This window comes from Sphingobacteriales bacterium, assembly GCA_016699615.1.
Classification (GTDB): domain Bacteria; phylum Bacteroidota; class Bacteroidia; order Chitinophagales; family JADIYW01; genus JADJSS01.
Window position 1 is genome coordinate 1,367,057 of record CP064984.1, and the last position, 17,624, is coordinate 1,384,680.

Annotated in this window: 17 protein-coding genes; 12 read left to right on the top strand and 5 right to left on the bottom strand. The window is 30.6% G+C overall.

All coding sequences use genetic code 11. The features are described 5' to 3' along the window. Nucleotides 1–38 precede the first annotated feature (38 nt). The 5 genes from IPK18_06440 to IPK18_06460 are packed head-to-tail and all read left to right on the top strand — an operon-like array spanning nt 39 to nt 5,943. Nucleotides 39–1,034 (top strand): zinc-binding dehydrogenase, encoded by a 996-nt coding sequence (locus IPK18_06440; protein ID QQR99141.1) that lies wholly within the window; start codon nt 39–41, stop codon nt 1,032–1,034. 12 nt (nt 1,035–1,046) lie between these two features. Further along, entirely contained in the window at nt 1,047–2,048 is a 1,002-nt protein-coding gene (locus IPK18_06445; protein QQR99142.1) for a nucleotidyltransferase, read from the top strand. A gap of 58 nt (nt 2,049–2,106) precedes the next feature. Continuing rightward, a complete protein-coding gene (locus tag IPK18_06450; GenBank protein ID QQR99143.1) occupies nt 2,107–3,828 on the top strand; it encodes a tetratricopeptide repeat protein in 1,722 nt (573 codons plus the stop codon). Nucleotides 3,829–3,836: 8 nt separating this feature from the next. Further along, the gene (locus tag IPK18_06455; protein QQR99144.1) at nt 3,837–4,682 is read left to right on the top strand and encodes a DUF4292 domain-containing protein; all 846 of its coding nucleotides are present in this window, start codon (nt 3,837–3,839) and stop codon (nt 4,680–4,682) included. After that, entirely contained in the window at nt 4,675–5,943 is a 1,269-nt protein-coding gene (locus tag IPK18_06460) for a peptidoglycan DD-metalloendopeptidase family protein (protein ID QQR99145.1), read from the top strand. The genes IPK18_06455 and IPK18_06460 overlap by 8 nt, the downstream gene beginning before the upstream one ends. Here the strand turns inward: IPK18_06460 and IPK18_06465 are convergent, their stop codons facing one another. Both IPK18_06465 and IPK18_06470 read right to left on the bottom strand, forming a co-directional pair. Then, complete coding sequence (locus IPK18_06465) at nt 5,944–7,314, bottom strand: cation:proton antiporter (protein QQR99146.1); 1,371 nt, start codon at nt 7,312–7,314, stop codon at nt 5,944–5,946. Beyond that, the gene (locus IPK18_06470; GenBank protein ID QQR99147.1) at nt 7,260–7,562 is read right to left on the bottom strand and encodes a cation:proton antiporter; all 303 of its coding nucleotides are present in this window, start codon (nt 7,560–7,562) and stop codon (nt 7,260–7,262) included. Before IPK18_06470 ends, IPK18_06465 begins: the two co-directional genes overlap by 55 nt. Nucleotides 7,563–7,732: 170 nt before the next feature. On the opposite strand from IPK18_06470, the gene IPK18_06475 reads away from it, so the two are divergent. The 3 genes from IPK18_06475 to IPK18_06485 all read left to right on the top strand — a co-directional run bounded on the left by IPK18_06475 (nt 7,733) and on the right by IPK18_06485 (nt 10,166). Next, complete coding sequence (locus IPK18_06475; protein ID QQR99148.1) at nt 7,733–8,311, top strand: DUF4082 domain-containing protein; 579 nt, start codon at nt 7,733–7,735, stop codon at nt 8,309–8,311. A 10-nt stretch (nt 8,312–8,321) separates the two neighbouring features. Beyond that, nucleotides 8,322–8,912 (top strand): DUF4082 domain-containing protein, encoded by a 591-nt coding sequence (locus IPK18_06480; protein ID QQR99149.1) that lies wholly within the window; start codon nt 8,322–8,324, stop codon nt 8,910–8,912. Nucleotides 8,913–9,026: 114 nt separating this feature from the next. Then, nucleotides 9,027–10,166, top strand: coding sequence for a cystathionine gamma-synthase (locus IPK18_06485; protein QQR99150.1), 1,140 nt, complete (start codon nt 9,027–9,029; stop codon nt 10,164–10,166). Between the two features lie 185 nt (nt 10,167–10,351). Here IPK18_06485 and proC read toward each other — a convergent pair whose 3' ends face one another. Together proC and IPK18_06495 are read right to left on the bottom strand one after the other, a co-directional pair. Further along, nucleotides 10,352–11,158, bottom strand: a complete 807-nt coding sequence (gene proC, locus IPK18_06490; protein QQR99151.1) for a pyrroline-5-carboxylate reductase — start codon at nt 11,156–11,158, stop codon at nt 10,352–10,354. Between the two features lie 4 nt (nt 11,159–11,162). Beyond that, nucleotides 11,163–12,020, bottom strand: a complete 858-nt coding sequence (locus tag IPK18_06495) for a pantoate--beta-alanine ligase (GenBank protein QQR99152.1) — start codon at nt 12,018–12,020, stop codon at nt 11,163–11,165. 86 nt (nt 12,021–12,106) lie between these two features. Between IPK18_06495 and IPK18_06500 the strand changes: the two genes are divergently transcribed. The 4 genes from IPK18_06500 to IPK18_06515 are packed head-to-tail and all read left to right on the top strand — an operon-like array spanning nt 12,107 to nt 16,843. Then, a complete protein-coding gene (locus IPK18_06500; GenBank protein ID QQR99153.1) occupies nt 12,107–12,916 on the top strand; it encodes a glycogen/starch synthase in 810 nt (269 codons plus the stop codon). 10 nt (nt 12,917–12,926) lie between these two features. Then, on the top strand, nt 12,927–14,279 hold the full coding sequence (locus IPK18_06505) for a DUF4270 family protein (protein ID QQR99154.1): 1,353 nt from the start codon (nt 12,927–12,929) through the stop codon (nt 14,277–14,279). Nucleotides 14,280–14,319: 40 nt separating this feature from the next. Beyond that, complete coding sequence (gene glmS, locus IPK18_06510; GenBank protein QQR99155.1) at nt 14,320–16,167, top strand: glutamine--fructose-6-phosphate transaminase (isomerizing); 1,848 nt, start codon at nt 14,320–14,322, stop codon at nt 16,165–16,167. Further along, nucleotides 16,160–16,843: a hypothetical protein gene (locus IPK18_06515; protein ID QQR99156.1), complete on the top strand. Its 684-nt coding sequence runs from the start codon at nt 16,160–16,162 to the stop codon at nt 16,841–16,843. Before glmS ends, IPK18_06515 begins: the two co-directional genes overlap by 8 nt. Here IPK18_06515 and IPK18_06520 read toward each other — a convergent pair. Continuing rightward, on the bottom strand, nt 16,836–17,597 hold the full coding sequence (locus IPK18_06520) for a TIGR02757 family protein (GenBank protein ID QQR99157.1): 762 nt from the start codon (nt 17,595–17,597) through the stop codon (nt 16,836–16,838). The genes IPK18_06515 and IPK18_06520 overlap by 8 nt on opposite strands. Between the last annotated feature and the right edge of the window lie 27 nt (nt 17,598–17,624).

Sequence of the window (17,624 nt, forward strand, 5' to 3'; positions counted from 1 at the left end):
GCATATATTTATGCTTGACTAATAAATAATAGAAAGGTATGAAGGCAATAATATTAAAAGAAGATGGAAAATTAACGATAGAAGATATTGCTCAACCAATTTTAAAGGAAAATCAAGCATTAGTAAATATAAGTTTTGCAGCACTAAATCATCGAGATGAATGGATTAGAAAAGGACAATATGCAAAAATACAGTTGCCAGCAATTTTGGGCTCAGATGGAAGTGGCGTAGTGTATAGCGTTTCAAATCCAAAAGATGAACATTGGATAGGAAAGCAAGTAATAATTAATCCAAATCAAAATTGGGGAAGCAATGACAAAGCACAGTCTAAAAATTATAATATTCTAGGCATGCCTACACAAGGCACATTGGCAGAATTTGTTGCTGTAGATATTGACAGACTATACACAATTCCTTCACATTTAGATTTAGAACAAAGTGCAGCATTTCCATTAGCTGGTCTTACAGCATACAATGTAAGTTTCAACAAAGCAAAAATAAGCAAAGAAGATACTGTACTTATTTCTGGTGTAGGTGGTGGCGTTGCACAATTTGCATTTTTATATAGCATTGCAGTTGGAGCAAATACATATGTTACATCCAGCAAAGAAGAAGTAATACAACATTGCATACAATTAGGAGCCAAAGGTGGTTGTAGTTACAAAGATAAAGAAGCAATGAAAAATATGTCTGCATCTTATGGAGGATTCAATGTTGTTATAGATTCTGCTTGTGGTGATGGAATGAATGACTTATTATCAATTCTAAACCCAAATGGAAGATATGCATTTTATGGTGCTACACGTGGATTACCATCAAATTTGAATATGAGAAATATTTTTTGGAATCATTTACAACTATTTGGCTCTACAATGGGCAGTGATAATGATTTTAAGCAGATGGTAAAGTGTGTTGAGCAACACCAAATAAAACCAATTATAGCTAAAGTTTTTGATTTTGAAAATGCTGAAGCTGCTTTTGATAGAATGCAAAATGGCGAGCAATTTGGCAAAATAATTATAAAAATTAAATAAATACAAATATATATGAACATTATAATTCCAATGGCTGGAAGAGGCACAAGATTACGTCCACACACATTAGTAACACCAAAACCATTAGTACCAATTGCAGGAAAACCAATTGTAGAATGGTTAGTAGAAGACATTATAGCACTTTGTGCAGAAAAAGTAGAAAATATTGGATTTATCATTGGTGATTTTGGTACAGAAGTAGAGCAAAATTTATTAGAAATAGCCGAACATTTAGGCGCAAAAGGACATATCTATCATCAAAAACAAGCACTAGGTACAGCACATGCAATTTTGTGTGCAGAAGATATATTACAAGGAAAAGTAGTTGTAGCATTTGCAGATACATTGTTTAAATGCGAAGAAAAAATAAATACAGATGCAGACGGAATTATCTTTGTACAAAAAGTAGAAGATCCACGTGCATATGGTGTTGTAAAAATGGATAGCAACAACAAGATTACAGATTTCGTAGAAAAACCACAGGAATTTGTTTCAGACTTAGCAATTATTGGTATTTATTATTTTAAAGATGGCGATAATCTAAAGAATGAATTACAATATTTGATAGATAATAACATCACAGAAAAAGGAGAATACCAATTGACCAATGCAATGGAAAACATGAAGAATAAATCATTGGCATTTTATCCAGGTAAAGTAGAAGAATGGTTGGACTGTGGTAACAAAGATGCAACAGTGTACACCAATCAACGTATACTAGAAATTAAAAAACATAAAATAGCTACTCCAATTCAATTAAATAATGTTAATTCCTTAGTGATAGAACCATGTTTTATTGGCAAAAATGTTACCTTAGAACATTCAATAATTGGTCCTCACGTGAGCATTGGAGCAAATTGTATTATAAAAAATTCAAATATCGAAAATTCGATGATACAGAATAGCACAAAAATAAATAATAAGATTATACAAAATGCAATGATAGGAAGTAGTGTAGAGATAAATGGTAATGTTGAGAACTTAAGTGTTGGAGATTATACAACAATTAGATAAATGAAAATAACAATAAAATACATTTTTACTTTCATCATTATGCTCAGCATAATGAATTTTGTATCAGCAAAAGATAAAAAAAAGCAAAGGTAGCAAAGGCAATACAACTACAAGTAAAATTGTAAAACCAAGTAACAAAAAAGAACAAATATATGTAGAAACAACATTTATTGAAGCAGTACAAGCAAGCTTACTTGGAAATAGACAAGAGGCAATCAATAAATTTAATGAAGTACTCAATAAAGATAGCGAGAACGATGCTGCATTATTTGAATTAGCAAAAATATATTACCAAGCAGGCGCAGTACAACAATGCGTTACATATTGCCAAAGAGCAATAAAGATAAATCCAAACAATGAATATTATTATGTGTATTTGGCAGAAGCACTAGGCGAAAACGGCTTATTTGTAGATGCATCTAAAACATATGAAACACTATTAAAACTAAAACCTAAAGAATATGACTATTACTACGATTGGGCATATATGCTTGCACAAGCAAAATTGTATAAAGAATCTGTAGATGTTTTAAATCAATTAGAACAAAAAATTGGCGTTAGCGAGCATCTTATTTTATTGAAACAACCACTGTGGATACAACAAAACAAAGTAGAAGAAGCTGTAGCTGATGTAGAAAAACTAATACAACTATATCCAAGAGAAGCAGATTTCTATTTGATGATTGCAGAAATATACGAAGCAAACAATTTAGATGATAAAGCACTGCAAACCTATGAAAGACTAAACAATAAAATACCAGAAAATGCTTCAGCATTGGTAGGCATGGCAGAAATCTATAGAAAAAGAAATAACCAACCAAAATATCAAGAGTACTTATCAAAAGTATTTGATAGCAAGTCAATAGATATTGATGATAAAATTCTGGCAATTATTCCAATATTAGATAAATTAGAAAAAGACACAACACTAAGAGAACCTGTACTCGGAATGGTAGACAAGTTGGTACAAAGTCACCCAAATGATATAAAAGCAATTACAGCAAAAGCAGATGTATTGTACAACATCAACAAAAAAGAAGAAGCCTTTGATTATTATAAAAAAGCAATAGAAATAAATCCAGATTCGCTGCCAGGCACAGTATGGATACAAACATATATACTTGCAGCAGAATTAGAAAAAAATGATGAATTAATTAGTATCACCGAAAAAGGCATAAAATATGATAAAGATGATGCTTTTGGATATTTTTATAATGCAATTGGACATCAACAAAAAAAGCAATATGTAGAAGCTGCAAAAAGTGCTAAAAACGGCATAAGCATTGCAGAAAAAGCATCTATAAACAATTATAATAAACAACTAAAATTACAAATGCTTATTATTTTGGGTGATGTATCCTATGAGCTTAAAGAATATGCACAAATGGATAGTGCTTACGAAGCGGCATTAGAAATTGATCCAAATAATCCAACATTACTAAACAATTATGCATACTATCTATCTGAGAGAAATATAGATTTTGAAAAAGCAGAACGCATGAGTAAAAAATCAAACTTGCTACAAGATGGCAATGCTGCTTTTGTAGATACTTATGCATGGATAATGTATAAAATGAAAAATTACAAAGAAGCATTAAAATGGATTGAAGAAGCTATGAGTATACCTGGCGCAACAGAAAGACCAGATATATTAGAGCATTATGGCGAAATTTTGTATATACTAAACAGAAAAGATGAAGCAAAAGAGCAATGGAAAAAAGCAATAGAAAAAGGTGCTGATAAAATAAAATTGGAAGATAGAATTAAAAATGTAAAATAATTTAAAGAATGAGAAAGTATCTATTGTATTGTATAATATCTATCGCAATTATCTCTTGCAACACAGCTAAGAAGACAACAAAAAGCAAACAAGCAGATAGTAGCATTACTACCACACAAAAAAATAGCGATACAACTAAGACAACCAAACCTACAACACCAACTACCACACAACCTACAGAAAAACCAATAGATGCTAAGATTCAAAAAATATTAGATGCAATAGCTAGCAACGAACTTCAATTCACAAATTTTTACTCAAAAATTAAAACCAAAGCCACAATAGATCAAAAAAAACAATCATTTACAACACAACTAAGATGGCTCAAAAATAAAAAAATGTGGATGTCTATGTCAATCATAGGAATAGAAGGCGCACGTGTATTAATTAATAAAGACAGTATTCAAATTATAGATCGACTCAATCAAAGAAATATTCTAAAACCAATTAGCTACATACAAAAGAAAGCATACATCAACCTAACATACAAAGACATAGAAAAAGTTTTCTTAGCTCAACCAATTTTATTCAACAAACAAAAATTAGAACTTTCTGAAACAACAACAGAAAATATTCTAAAATCTAATGATGAACGTTTCAATACCATCATCACATTAGATAAACAAAATAATGTAAAGTCAATATTTATTACAGATAAACTAAAAAACCAAACACTATTATCAGAATATAGTGACCATACTTTGCTAAATGGCAAACAATTTCCGAAAGAACGATATATAAAAATTATAAATGGACCTGAAATATTTGAACTAAATATGACTTTTGATGATATTGACCTTGCAAAAAGTTTAACTTTTCCATTTGAACCAAATCCAAAGTATAGTAATGAATAAAATTCTTTTATTGTTCGTCGTTGTTTCTATATTTAGTTTTGAAGCTCTAGCTCAAAACAAAGAACAATTGGAGAAGAAAAGAGAGCAACTTTTAGAAGAAATAAAATACACCCAAAACCTATTAAAATCTACAAAAGCTAATAAACAAATTTCCATTGCAGACTTAAATGCAATTAATAAGCAAATAGAACTTAGACAAAAATTAATAAACAATACACAAGCACAAGTAAACTTATTCAACAACCAAATAGTTGGGCAAAAAAATGTAGTAGAAAAAAAATCTGCGGAACTTGAACAACTTAAAAAAGAATACGCAGAAGCTGTTGCAAAAACATATCAATACAATAAATTTTCAAATAAACTATTATTCATTGCAGATGCAAAATCATTTTCTGAAGCATATAAAAGATTAAAATATTTGCAGAAATATGCACAAGCAAGAGAAAAACAAGCTGAGGAAATTGCTAATAAATCAAAAGAAATACAAGATAATATCAAACTTATCAATCAAAAAAAATTAGAGAAAGAAGCACTATTAAACAACCAAATAACAGAAAAAAGCGAACTCAATAAAACGCAGCAAATAAAAAATAAAATTGTCTTCGACTTAAAATTGGAAGAAAGTAATTTGCAGAAAAAATTAGCAAACAAAAAAGCAGAGGCAACGAAACTAAACAATCAAATTGCTGCAATAATAAAGAAAGAAATAGAAGAGGCCAAGAAGAAAGCTGCCGCAGAAGCTGCCGCAAAAAAAGCAGCCTTAGAAAAATCCAAATCAACAAGTACAACATCAAGCACAACAAAAGCACCAGTTGAAGTAACGACAACACCAGAGTACGATAAATTAACCAATAGTTTTTTAGGCAATAAAGGCAAACTTCCGTGGCCAGTTGATAAAGGTTTTATCTCAAAAAGTTTTGGAAAATACAACCATCCAGATTTGCCTGGCGTATTAATAGAAAACAATGGTGTAGATATAAGAACAGATCCAAATGCCACAGTAAGAACAATTTTTGAAGGTACTGTTGTTGGCATAATTAATAATCCAATATTCAAAAATGCTGTAATTGTAAGTCATGGTGAGTATTTTACAGTATACTCAAAATTAGAATCAGTAAGTGTAGCCAAAGGACAAAAACTAAGCACCAAACAATCTGTTGGAAAAGTATATACAGACACCGAAAATCAAACAGAAGTACACTTAGAAGTTTGGAAAGGCTCAGAAAAAATAAATCCAGCATTGTGGATTTATAAAAAATAATCATTTACTATCCATAGGATAAAATTCTTCGTACATCTTTTCTGCAAAGTCTGCACCAACGAGCTTTTTATAATTATATACAAAATCAATACCAAGCTCTTTCATGAGCAATTCTTGGTCAGGATAATTTACAATAACACCAACCTTATATGTTTTATGCTTAAGCTTTTTTATTTCATTAAATGTATTCAAATTAGATTGAAAATCACTCATGGCCAAAAGAACCATATCTATGTTAGAGAAATCAGTATTTTCCCAAAATGTAATATCAGTTGAGTCGCCCCAAACTACATTTCTATTTTTTCTTTTTAAATCTTTAATTGTATCATGACTATAATCCATTCCAATAACCTTATTGTTGCTCACATTTGACAAAAAATCTAATGCAGGCAAACCAACAGTACCCAAACCAATTACCAAATATTTTGCATTGTCTAAAGAAATTGGATTTTCATCAATTTTTTTATAAGGTGCTTTGATGTTTAATCTTGTAATCAATGGATTGATGTAATCATAAATTTGATGTACATATTGGTTAATTGGCGACGATAGTATGAAAGATACAGCAACAGCCAAAGCAATAGCAACCAACCATTCTTGTTGTATCAAGCCAAATTTAAGAGCTGTCATTCCAACAATTAACCCAAACTCACTATAGTTTGTCAAACTCACAGCACTCAAAAAAGAAGTTCTTCCTCTAATATTAAATCGAGTAATGATAAATACATAGAACAAACCTTTTAGTGGAGGAAATACCAAGAGAAAAATTGCAATTATTATAGCATTTATGGTAATATCACCAGACAAACCGATGCTCATAAAAAAGGCAACAAGAAAGAAGTCTTTGTATTCAAGCATTTTTTTATACAACTCTTTCGATTTTGGATGATTTACCAACAACATGCCCATGATTAATGCACCTAAATCTGGTTTTAGACCAACAATACTAAAACTTAAAGCACCAGCAACAAACGTTGCAAAGAAACCAAATATACTCAACAGTTCTCCATGTTCAGAATCATATAATAATTTATAAAGTATTTTTTTTATTAACCATAAATACAATGGCAATGCAAGCGCCCAAATGCTTGGCATTTTTTTATTTGATAAGGCTAAAAATATTACGGCAAAAATATCTTGTATGACTAAAATTCCGATAGCAATTTTACCATGGAAAGAACTGAGTTCGCCTCTATCTTCTAAAACTTTTACAACCAATACAGTACTTGAAAAACTAAGTGCAAATGCAATGATAATTGATGCTTCTAAGCTTAGACCAGCAAATTGTGATAACCCAACTGAGCTTAGCATAAATATCACGCACCAACAACTAATGTTGTCACCAACATATGTATAGTTGTAGTTGCCCAAACAACAGGCTTTACAAGCTCTTTAATTTTTACTTTCAAACCAATGGTAAACAATAACAACATGATGCCCAAATCAGACAACATATCAATTATAGTATTAAGATAGCTATCTGTTTGTCCTGTGTATTTGATAAAGAATCCAGCAAATAAAAAACCGATGAGTGGTGGTTGTTTTAGTCTTTTTGCTAACAAACCACTCAACAAAGCTATACTAACCCAAATTGCATCTACTTGCCAATTTGTTTCCATTCTTGCTGATTTTTACGATTTCTATGAAAATACAAAAAAATCTGCAAAAATATATTGCGAAAAGATTAATTTACTTCAAACATTTATAGATTATTATATCTGTGTTTTATTAAGATAAAGTTTGACACTTATCAATATATTGTATAATATTGTAATACAAAACTATTTCTATGAGAAAAAAGAATCTATTGTTTATATTTTTATTTGCAATGCTGTGTTTCGCTTGCAATAAAGAAGATAAGCAAAATTACGGAGCAAGCATTTCTCCAATTGAGCACGCAGTGAACACATCAAGTTCTATCGAATATACCAATCGTGGTAATTGGACAATTGCAACAAAGTTTGTTAGTAACAAAGATGGTAGAATTACACATCTTGGAGCAAGAATTGGAAAAGGTACTTATGTGGTTGCTCTTTGGGATTCAATAACGCAATCAGTTATAACTTCAACTTCAATAATAGTAAATGATTCTACAATATTTACATATAAGGACATTCCAGATATAGATATTAAAGCAAATACAAAATACCTTATTAGCATCAATACAAAAAGACAAGATGTAAATGCAACTGGATATTATGCTATATGTACTTACAATATATTTCCTGTAACACAAGGTAATATAACTATTTTATCACGTTATGAAAGACAGACAACCTCAGCGTTGTTGTTATTTCCAGCAGATAATGCTGAAATAGAATATGATTTTGTAGGCATTGCCTCTTTTAAATTTGAACCAAAACAATAAATTATAAAATATGAAAACAAAAGTTTTATTATTTGTAGCTACATTTGCAATATTGGCTACATTCTCATGTAAAAAAGAAGAATCAAAAGAAATAACGTACGGTGCAAGTATATCTCCAGTAGAAAATGTGGTCAATAATTTAGGCACAATATATTATTTTAGAGATGAGCCAACGACTTTTGGTATTAAATTTAAAAGTTCAAAAGATGGAAGAATCACACATTTAGGTATTAGATCTGGAAGCGGAACATACACTATTGCTCTTTGGGATTCATCAGCACAAAGTGTAATTACAGCAACATCAATAAAAGTTACAGACTCAACAGTATTTGCCTATAAAGATATTTTAGATATAGATATATTAGCTAATAAGGTGTATATTATAAGTATGGGCAACCAAATATCAGAAGGTGGCTCAGGAGCAAATGCGTACAAGAATTTAAGCGTAGATTATCGTTTTCCTTTTACTCAAGGAGATATTACTTTGCTAAGTTCTTGCTATAAATTTACAAACAATGCATTAACATTATTTCCTATTTCTACAGAAGCAACAGGAATAATTTATGGTTTTGCAGATATAAAATTCGAACCAAAAAAATAAAGGCAATTGATAGATTACCATATGGCAACTTTTGGGCTTGTCTTTTTATTTTTAATCATTATACAATATTGTAATCTACAAATTCATTTATCTTTATTCTAAAATATTAAAGAAATGAAGTTTGCTACAAAAGTAATTCACGCAGGAATAGAACCCGATTTGTCATCTGGTGCTATCATGACACCCATTTTTCAAACCTCAACCTATGTACAAGAAAGTGTAGGTGTACACAAAGGTTTTGAGTATGCTCGTACACAAAATCCTACGCGCAATGTATTGCAAAATCAATTAGCAGCATTGGAAAACGGCAATTTTGGAATTTGTTTTGCTAGTGGATTGGCAGCAACTGATGCTATTATCAAATTATTTAAAAGTGGCGATCATATAATATCTTGTAATGATTTATATGGTGGAACTTATCGTATTTTTAATAAAGTATATGGCAAAATGGGCATACAATCTACATTTGTAGATATGGGTAATGTACAAAATATTACAAATGCCATTACACCACAAACAAAACTAATTTGGATAGAAACGCCAACCAATCCAATGTTGAATATTGTAGATATTGAAGCTGTTTGCTCTATTGCTAAACAACATAATATTTTAGTCTGTGTAGATAATACTTTTGCATCACCGTTTTTGCAAACACCATTAGATTTAGGGGCTGATATTGTAATACATTCTGCTACCAAATATTTAGGTGGACATAGCGATGTAATACATGGTGCTATTGTTGTAAAAGATAAATCAATTGCTGATGAATTGTACTTTATACAAAATGCAAGTGGCGCTGTGCCTGGTCCACAAGATTGTTTCTTAGTACTTCGTGGTATTAAAACATTACACCTAAGAATGGAACGTGCTTGTGAAAATGCACAAAAAATTGCTGAGTTCTTATTAATACATCCAAAAGTAGAAAAAGTAAATTATCCTGGATTTTCTTCACATCCATCTCATGATATTGCTAAAAAACAAATGAAACGTTTTGGTGCAATGGTATCTTTCTCTTTGAAAGAAAATAGCATAGAAGCAGCCAACAAAGTGTTGTCTACAACTCAATTATTTGCATTGGCAGAAAGTTTGGGTGGCGTAGAAAGTTTAATCGGACATCCAGCAACGATGACGCATGCATCAATTCCATTAGAAGAAAGACAAAAAACTGGTGTTGTAGATTCTTTAATAAGATTAAGTGTTGGAATAGAAGATGCTGATGACTTAATTGAAGATTTGGCTAACGCATTAAAATAATGTTATAAACATTTGTGCATGTTTTAACATTCATTATGCATTAAAACAATTGACTATATGTGTTTTTTTATATAACTTAGAAGTATAAATTCTATGTTATGGTTCAATATATACAAATAGCTAAATACACAGCCTACTTAGGTCTGATATTTATATTGGCTTTACTTTGTAGTTAGGTAAATCGATTAATCGATTTTACTCATTTCTACTGAACGATTTAAGGCAGATTGCATACCTTCTTGAATTGTGTTGTCTAATTTTAATTGATTAAACTTGCTTATTGCTGCTTCTGTGGTGCCACCTTTTGATGCAACTCTGTTTATCCATTCAAGGCAAGATAAATTATTCGCTTTATATAAGGCAACTGCACCTTCAAAAGTTTGGGCAACCATGTTGCATGCTTCATCTTCAGAATAGCCAAATTGCTTTGCTTGTTCTATCATGGCGTTCATAAAATAAAAGACATAGGCTGGGCCACTGCCAGAAATTGCTGTAATGCTATGTAGTTCACTTTCTTCTTTTAGTTGAATGGCTAATCCAGTGCATTCAATTAATTTCTTAATCTCGACGGCTTTTTCGGCATCGATACTTTTATCAGCATAAAATCCTGTAACTCCAATTCCAAGCTGACAAGGTAAGTTTGGCATACATCGAACAATCTTTGTTGTACCTAATTGCTGGCTAATGGTTTCAATGGTAATGCCTGCCATAATTGATAAAATAATTTGATTTGGCTGTATATATTCTCTTAGATTAGAATAAACAATATGCGCATCTTGAGGTTTTGTAGCTAAAATAATAACATCTTGTTTTGGTACAAAATCTCCAAAATCAGGATAAATATTTGTAATATTTAATTCTTTTAATGGATTTTGTTGCTTTTCGTTTTTTTCTATAACTGAAACTTGGTTTGGATTTAAAAATGCATCTTTTAGAAAACTTTCAATAAAAGCTTTGCCCATATTTCCTGCACCAATAATTAATACCTTCATGTGTCTATCTATTTAAAATTAAATTGTCAATTAATCTAATATTTCCAACTTTTGCAGCGATTAATGTAGTAATTGGAATGTTTTCTTGATATTCTTTAATATTTTCAAGCGTTTTCCCATCCACAATTACTAAATATTCTACCTGAATTAATGATTCTTCATTTAATTTCTGAATATTGTTATCTATTAATGTTTCAATGTTTTCTCTAGCATATTTGTCTTGTATATCTTTCAATGCTTGATATAAATTTACAGCCACACTTCTTTCTGCACTACTCAATCTCATATTGCGAGAACTCATAGCCAATCCGTCTTTTTCTCTCATTGTTTCGCAAATAATTATATTAGTTTTGATATTAAAAACATCTATCAACCTTTGAATGACCATACATTGTTGATAGTCTTTTTGTCCAAGGAATAAAAAATCTGGTTGTACAATTTCTAGTAATTTCTTTACAACTTGTACTACGCCTTCGTAATGTCCTGGTCGTTTTTCGGCTTCTAATGTAGTACCTAAGAAACCTAAATCTATTTTTGGTTTTTCTTCATCAACACCATTAGGATATATTTCTTCTACATTTGGCACATAAACAATATCACAAGATGCTTCCAAAAGCATTTCCAAGTCTTTATCTATTTGAATTGGATATTTGTTAAAGTCGTTAATATCATTAAACTGTGTTGGGTTAACAAATATACTTGCAATTGTAATATTGCATCTTTGCTTGGACTGTTTGATGAGTGATATATGCCCATCGTGCAGTGCGCCCATTGTTGGTACAAATCCTATTGTATGGTTTATATCCAAGTTAAGTTCTTGAATATAACGCCTAAGTGCTATTTTGTCTTGAAATACTTTCACAATAAAAAAATAAGCAATATTAACACATTAAATTCGTACCTTTGCGAAGTAATATATAAAATTTTATAAAAAAAGAAAGGTAGCGCATGGAAACAAAGAGATTATTATTTGTAGCACAGGAGATGGATCCATATCTAGCTATCACAGAAATGGCTAATTTGGTAAAAAAATTAGCACCAATTTCTAATGATAATGGATGGGAAGTAAGAGTGTTGATGCCTCGCTTTGGTGTTGTAAACGAACGAAGAAATAGATTGCACGAAGTAGTTAGACTAAGTGGAATTAATATCATTATTGATGACTTAGATTACCCATTAATCATAAAAGTTGCGTCACTGCCTGGCACAAGAATTCAAGTGTATTTTTTAGATAATGAAGAATTCTTTAAAAGAAAAGCAGTTTTTAGAGATGAAGATGAGAAGTTTTTTGATGATAACGGCGAAAGAATGATTTTTTTCTGCAAAAGTTTGATAGAAACTGTTCGTAAATTTGGATGGACACCAAATATCATTCATTGTCATGGTTGGTTCACCAGTTTGATTCCTTTATACCTAAAAACACATTACGCTAAAGATCCAATATTTGCCAATAGCAAAATTGTTTATTCTTTGTACGAGCAAGAGTTTAAAGAGAAATTCAATAAAAAACTGCTAAAGAAGGCAAAAATATCTGATTTGGTAAAAGAAAAAGATATAGAACTTTTAGAAGGATTAAATAATGATGCACTAAATAAAATTGGCATAAAATATGCACATGCAGTCACTGTTGGTTCAGATCAAATAAAAGATGTTGCAGAATTAAAAAAACTAGCAGGTAAAAAACCATTTCTAAACTATCAAGAAGAAGTAGATGTACAATTAAACTACTTAGATTTTTTTAATAAACTAATTGAATAATAACTAATAAATGAATAAATATTTTCTTTTATTTCCTATGGTTTTCCTTTTAATTTTTTCATGTAAAAAAGCAGAAAACATAGGGCAAGATTTACTTCCAGATGAAGATTTCCTAAATTTTAATTATACAGATACCTTTGTTGTTTCAACAAAAACAGTAGCAGACGAACCATCAAGAACTGATAAACTCACAGGATTGTATCTTGGTACATTAAATAGTACAAAAATGGGAAAAAGCACAGCTAAAATAATGTTTGAGCTGTCAAACCCACTTAGCTTACCAGCAGATAGTTTAGCGCCATTTACTATAGATTCTGCTGTATTGTTCCTAAAATACATTGTATTTTATGGTGATACACTACAAGCAAATGATTATGTAGTAAAGAAATTAAATGCAAATATTGCTGATGACCAAATATACAACTCAAACCAAACAGGTATTTTTGGCACAACAGAAATTGGAAGAGCAAACAACCTAACACTGAATCCAACACAAGAAGTACGTACATATCTTACAGATTCTACTGGAACACAGTCAGTAATTAGAATTCCAATGAATACATCTTTTGCACAAGAATTTGTAAATAAAATAGGCTCAGCAGATAGTGTCTTACATACGTTCACAAAGTTTGATGCATATTTCAGAGGAATTGAAGTATCTATTGAGAATGCAAGTGCAAATACAATGGCTTTGATTAATCTAAATAGTTTAGCAACTAAGTTTTCAATCTTTTATAGAGACGTAAATGGTACAGCAAGAGAATTAACTTTTCCAGCAAGATTATTCACAGTTTCAAGTAGCTTACAGGCATCATCTATTAATAATTTTGAATACACAAATAGTACAACTACACAAGATGCGATAAACTCTACAAATCAAACAGATAGTGTAAATTACATCATCGGACAGTCAGGCACATTAAACAAAATCACATTACCAGATATTTCTACATTCCAAAATGCGGCATTCAATAGAGCAGAACTATTAGTAACTCAATTAGAATCTAATATAGACACATCACAAAACCCTACAACATTATATTTAATTTATAAAGATAATTCTGGAGAATGGCAGAGTGGAGCAATTGGCTCAAGAGATTCAGTATTAATTAATAGCTTGGGACAAAAAGTAGCGAGATATTCATTTAATATCACAAAACTATTAAATGATATGAATTTGAATAGAATCACAACAAGAGAAGTATACTTGTCTAATCACTATGCACCAATTACACAAGTATCAACATTAAATTCATTATTATCAGTTGGCGGATTTCCACCAACAAGAATTATAGTTGGAGGTAGTAATAGTTCAGATCCTTTATTAAAAACAAAGCTTAGATTATATTATTCTAAGAAATAATTTTGTATTTTCATTTCACAAAAAGTACAAGGAGAAAAATATGTGTGGAATTATTGGATATATAGGAAAAAAACAAGCATTTCCCATCATTATTAATGGGCTAAAAAGACTTGAATATAGAGGTTATGATAGCTCAGGTGTTGCGCTTTTAAGTGAAAACTCAGATATTAAAGTGTATAAGAAAAAAGGCAAAGTTATAGAAATGGAAACTTATGCCAAACAAAATGATACACAAGGAAATATAGGTATTGGACACACAAGATGGGCAACACATGGCGAAGCAAATGATGTAAACGCACATCCACATCTAAATGAAAACAAAGACATTGCCATCATACACAATGGAATAATTGAAAACTATAACTCATTAAAAGTTGCGTTACAAGGAAGAGGTTACCATTTTGCATCTCAAACAGATACCGAAGTTCTTGTACATTTGATAGATGATATTATAAAAAACACAGGCGCTGATTTGGCAGAAGCAGTAAGGCTTGCACTAAATGAAGTTATTGGAGCATACGCAATTGTTGTAGTCTCAAAAAGAGAACCCAATAAATTAGTTGTTGCAAAATTGAGTAGTCCTATGGTTGTTGGTTTTGGCGATGGAGAAGTTTTTGTGGCTTCAGATGGTTCACCATTAATAGAACACACCAAAAGAGTAACATACTTAGAAGATGGACAAATGGCTGTTTTACATCTTGATGGAAACATAGATATAAAAAATATAAAAGACAATACATCACATATTCCATATATAGATGAATTAGAATTAAGCCTTGAAGCAATAGAAAAAGGTGGTTTTGAATATTTCATGATGAAGGAAATACACGAACAACCACAAGCAATACTTAATAGTATTCGTGGAAGAATGAGTGTACCACAATTAGAAGTAAATTTGGGTGGAATTAGCCAGTACGAAAATATTTTTAAACAAGCAGAAAGAATAATTATTGTAGCATGTGGCACATCTTGGCACAGTGGATTGATTGGAGAATATTTAATTGAAGAATTTGCACGTACAAATGTAGAAGTAGAATATGCAAGCGAATTTAGATACAGAAATCCAGTAATTAGCGAACGAGATATTGTTATTGCAATTTCTCAATCTGGAGAAACTGCAGATACAAAAGCAGCATTAGAATTGGCAAAACAAAAAGGCGCATTTACATTTGGCATTTGTAATGTAGTTGGCTCAAATATTGCACGTATGACAGATGCTGGAGCATACACACATGCGGGACCAGAAATTGGCGTAGCATCTACAAAAGCATTTTCTACACAAGTAAGTATTTTAATATTAATAGCAATTAAATTAGCAAAAATAAAAGGTACTATTTCTAATACATTGTTGAATGAATTGCTATCAGAATTGGAAACATTACCTTCAAAAATTGAAGAAATATTAAAAAGTAATGACTACATCAGTGAAATTGCAGAAACGTTTAAAGATGTATCAAATTTTTTATATTTAGGAAGAGGATACAATTTTCCAGTAGCATTAGAAGGCGCATTAAAACTAAAAGAAATATCTTACATACATGCAGAAGGATATCCAGCAGCAGAAATGAAACATGGGCCAATTGCATTGATTGATGAAAATATGCCAGTGGTTGTTTTAGCACCAAACTCACAATATTACGAGAAGGTATTGTCAAATGTGGAAGAAGTAAAAACAAGAAAAGGAAGGATAATTGCAGTTGTAACCAAAGGCGATACAGATATGAAACATTTGGCAGAATATATTATTGAAGTTCCAAATACTGTAGAAGCGCTTTCACCAATACTTACGGTTGTTCCTTTGCAATTGTTAGCATATCATATTGCTGTAATGAGAGGTTGTGATGTAGACCAACCAAGAAATCTTGCAAAAAGTGTAACTGTTGAATAAATATCAAAAAATACTCAAGTATACAATATTTGTAGGCATTGCATTATTTGTCTTTTCGTTAGTTTTACAATTTACAAACCCAAAAGCTGAAGATAATTTACCTGCAGGTTTTAGCACACCAATTATTGCATTTGAATTTATTCAAACTAAAGAGCAAGTTATTGCCTTTTTCAAAGTGGAAGATGTAGAAAAATATATGCATAACATGCATTTAGGTAATAAAATTGACTATATTTTCATGATTACATATAGTGTATTCTTGTTTTTAATAGCCAATTATTTATATACAAAATCAAAGGCAAGAATACTAATATTAGCAATGATTTTAGCACCATTAGCTTGTTTGTTTGATGCATTAGAAAATTTCCAAATTTATAATATTATTAAAGACATACACGCAAATTTAGACATTTTACTTTCAGATTTAAGATTATATACTTGGTTAAAATGGGGTTCTTTAGCAATCATTTTTACAATTTTTGGCATGTCTTATCTAAAAAATAGAAACAAATGGTTTGCTTTAATAGCAATCGTTCCAATTTGCATTATGCCAATTGCTATTTTTAGTTACAATACCATCAATGAAGTTTTTTCATTTAGCATAATCCTAAACTTTCTTGTGGCATTTATCTTTGTTGTACTAGAATATAGAAAAGCATTATTAGAAACTAAATAAGTAATTTATTTTCAATGCCCATTCCAAACAAAGCATAGTCAAAACGAACTGGGTCTTTTGCATCAATTTTCTTCAAGTTATCTGTTAATTCTACCACAGTCTTCCAATCTCTTTGTTTTCTCTCAATTAAACCCAATGCACGTGCGTGGCGTTCAACATGTACATCCAATGGAATAAATAATTGATGCGGTTTTATCTTATTCCAAATTCCAAAATCAACACCACACTTGTCTTTTCTTACCATCCAACGCAAATACATATTTATTCTTTTGCAAGTAGAATTATTAATGGGTGATGAAATATGCTTTTTTGTTCTATTAGGAAAATCAGGCAACGAAAAAAACGCTTGCTGAAATTGAACCAAACCATTTTCAAGATTATCATTTACAAACAAATTTTCTAATGAGTCGTTTTTTCTATAATATTGATTGAAGAAATGAATACAATACAATAAATCAGTACTATTAAAAGTACGATGTACAAAATCTTGAAATCTAATTAAATCTTTTTCTTTATGGTTTAATATAAAATCATGAGGTGCATTGTCCATCAATTCTACAATTCTATTTGCATTTTTGATGATAGTTTTTCGCAAGCCCCAAGCCAAAATTGCCGCAAAAAAACCAGCAATTTCTATATCTTGTTTCTTAGAAAAACGATGTGGCACAGAGATAGGGTCATCTACAATAAAATCTATGCAATTGTATTTACGATAATAAAAATCAAGTAGTTTTATATTTGATGGTTTAGGCATATATTTTGGCATTTATGATATATATCA

What these genes read in the sequence shown, in the direction of transcription:
- IPK18_06440 (QQR99141.1), top strand. Translation starts at nt 39, where the DNA reads ATGAAGGCAATAATATTAAAAGAAGATGGAAAATTAACGATAGAAGAT.
- IPK18_06445 (QQR99142.1), top strand. Translation starts at nt 1,047, where the DNA reads ATGAACATTATAATTCCAATGGCTGGAAGAGGCACAAGATTACGTCCA.
- IPK18_06455 (QQR99144.1), top strand. Translation starts at nt 3,837, where the DNA reads ATGAGAAAGTATCTATTGTATTGTATAATATCTATCGCAATTATCTCT.
- IPK18_06460 (QQR99145.1), top strand. Translation starts at nt 4,675, where the DNA reads ATGAATAAAATTCTTTTATTGTTCGTCGTTGTTTCTATATTTAGTTTT.
- IPK18_06470 (QQR99147.1), bottom strand. Translation starts at nt 7,562, where the DNA reads ATGGAAACAAATTGGCAAGTAGATGCAATTTGGGTTAGTATAGCTTTG.
- IPK18_06475 (QQR99148.1), top strand. Translation starts at nt 7,733, where the DNA reads ATGAGAAAAAAGAATCTATTGTTTATATTTTTATTTGCAATGCTGTGT.
- IPK18_06480 (QQR99149.1), top strand. Translation starts at nt 8,322, where the DNA reads ATGAAAACAAAAGTTTTATTATTTGTAGCTACATTTGCAATATTGGCT.
- IPK18_06485 (QQR99150.1), top strand. Translation starts at nt 9,027, where the DNA reads ATGAAGTTTGCTACAAAAGTAATTCACGCAGGAATAGAACCCGATTTG.
- proC (QQR99151.1), bottom strand. Translation starts at nt 11,158, where the DNA reads ATGAAGGTATTAATTATTGGTGCAGGAAATATGGGCAAAGCTTTTATT.
- IPK18_06500 (QQR99153.1), top strand. Translation starts at nt 12,107, where the DNA reads ATGGAAACAAAGAGATTATTATTTGTAGCACAGGAGATGGATCCATAT.
- IPK18_06505 (QQR99154.1), top strand. Translation starts at nt 12,927, where the DNA reads ATGAATAAATATTTTCTTTTATTTCCTATGGTTTTCCTTTTAATTTTT.
- glmS (QQR99155.1), top strand. Translation starts at nt 14,320, where the DNA reads ATGTGTGGAATTATTGGATATATAGGAAAAAAACAAGCATTTCCCATC.
- IPK18_06520 (QQR99157.1), bottom strand. Translation starts at nt 17,597, where the DNA reads ATGCCTAAACCATCAAATATAAAACTACTTGATTTTTATTATCGTAAA.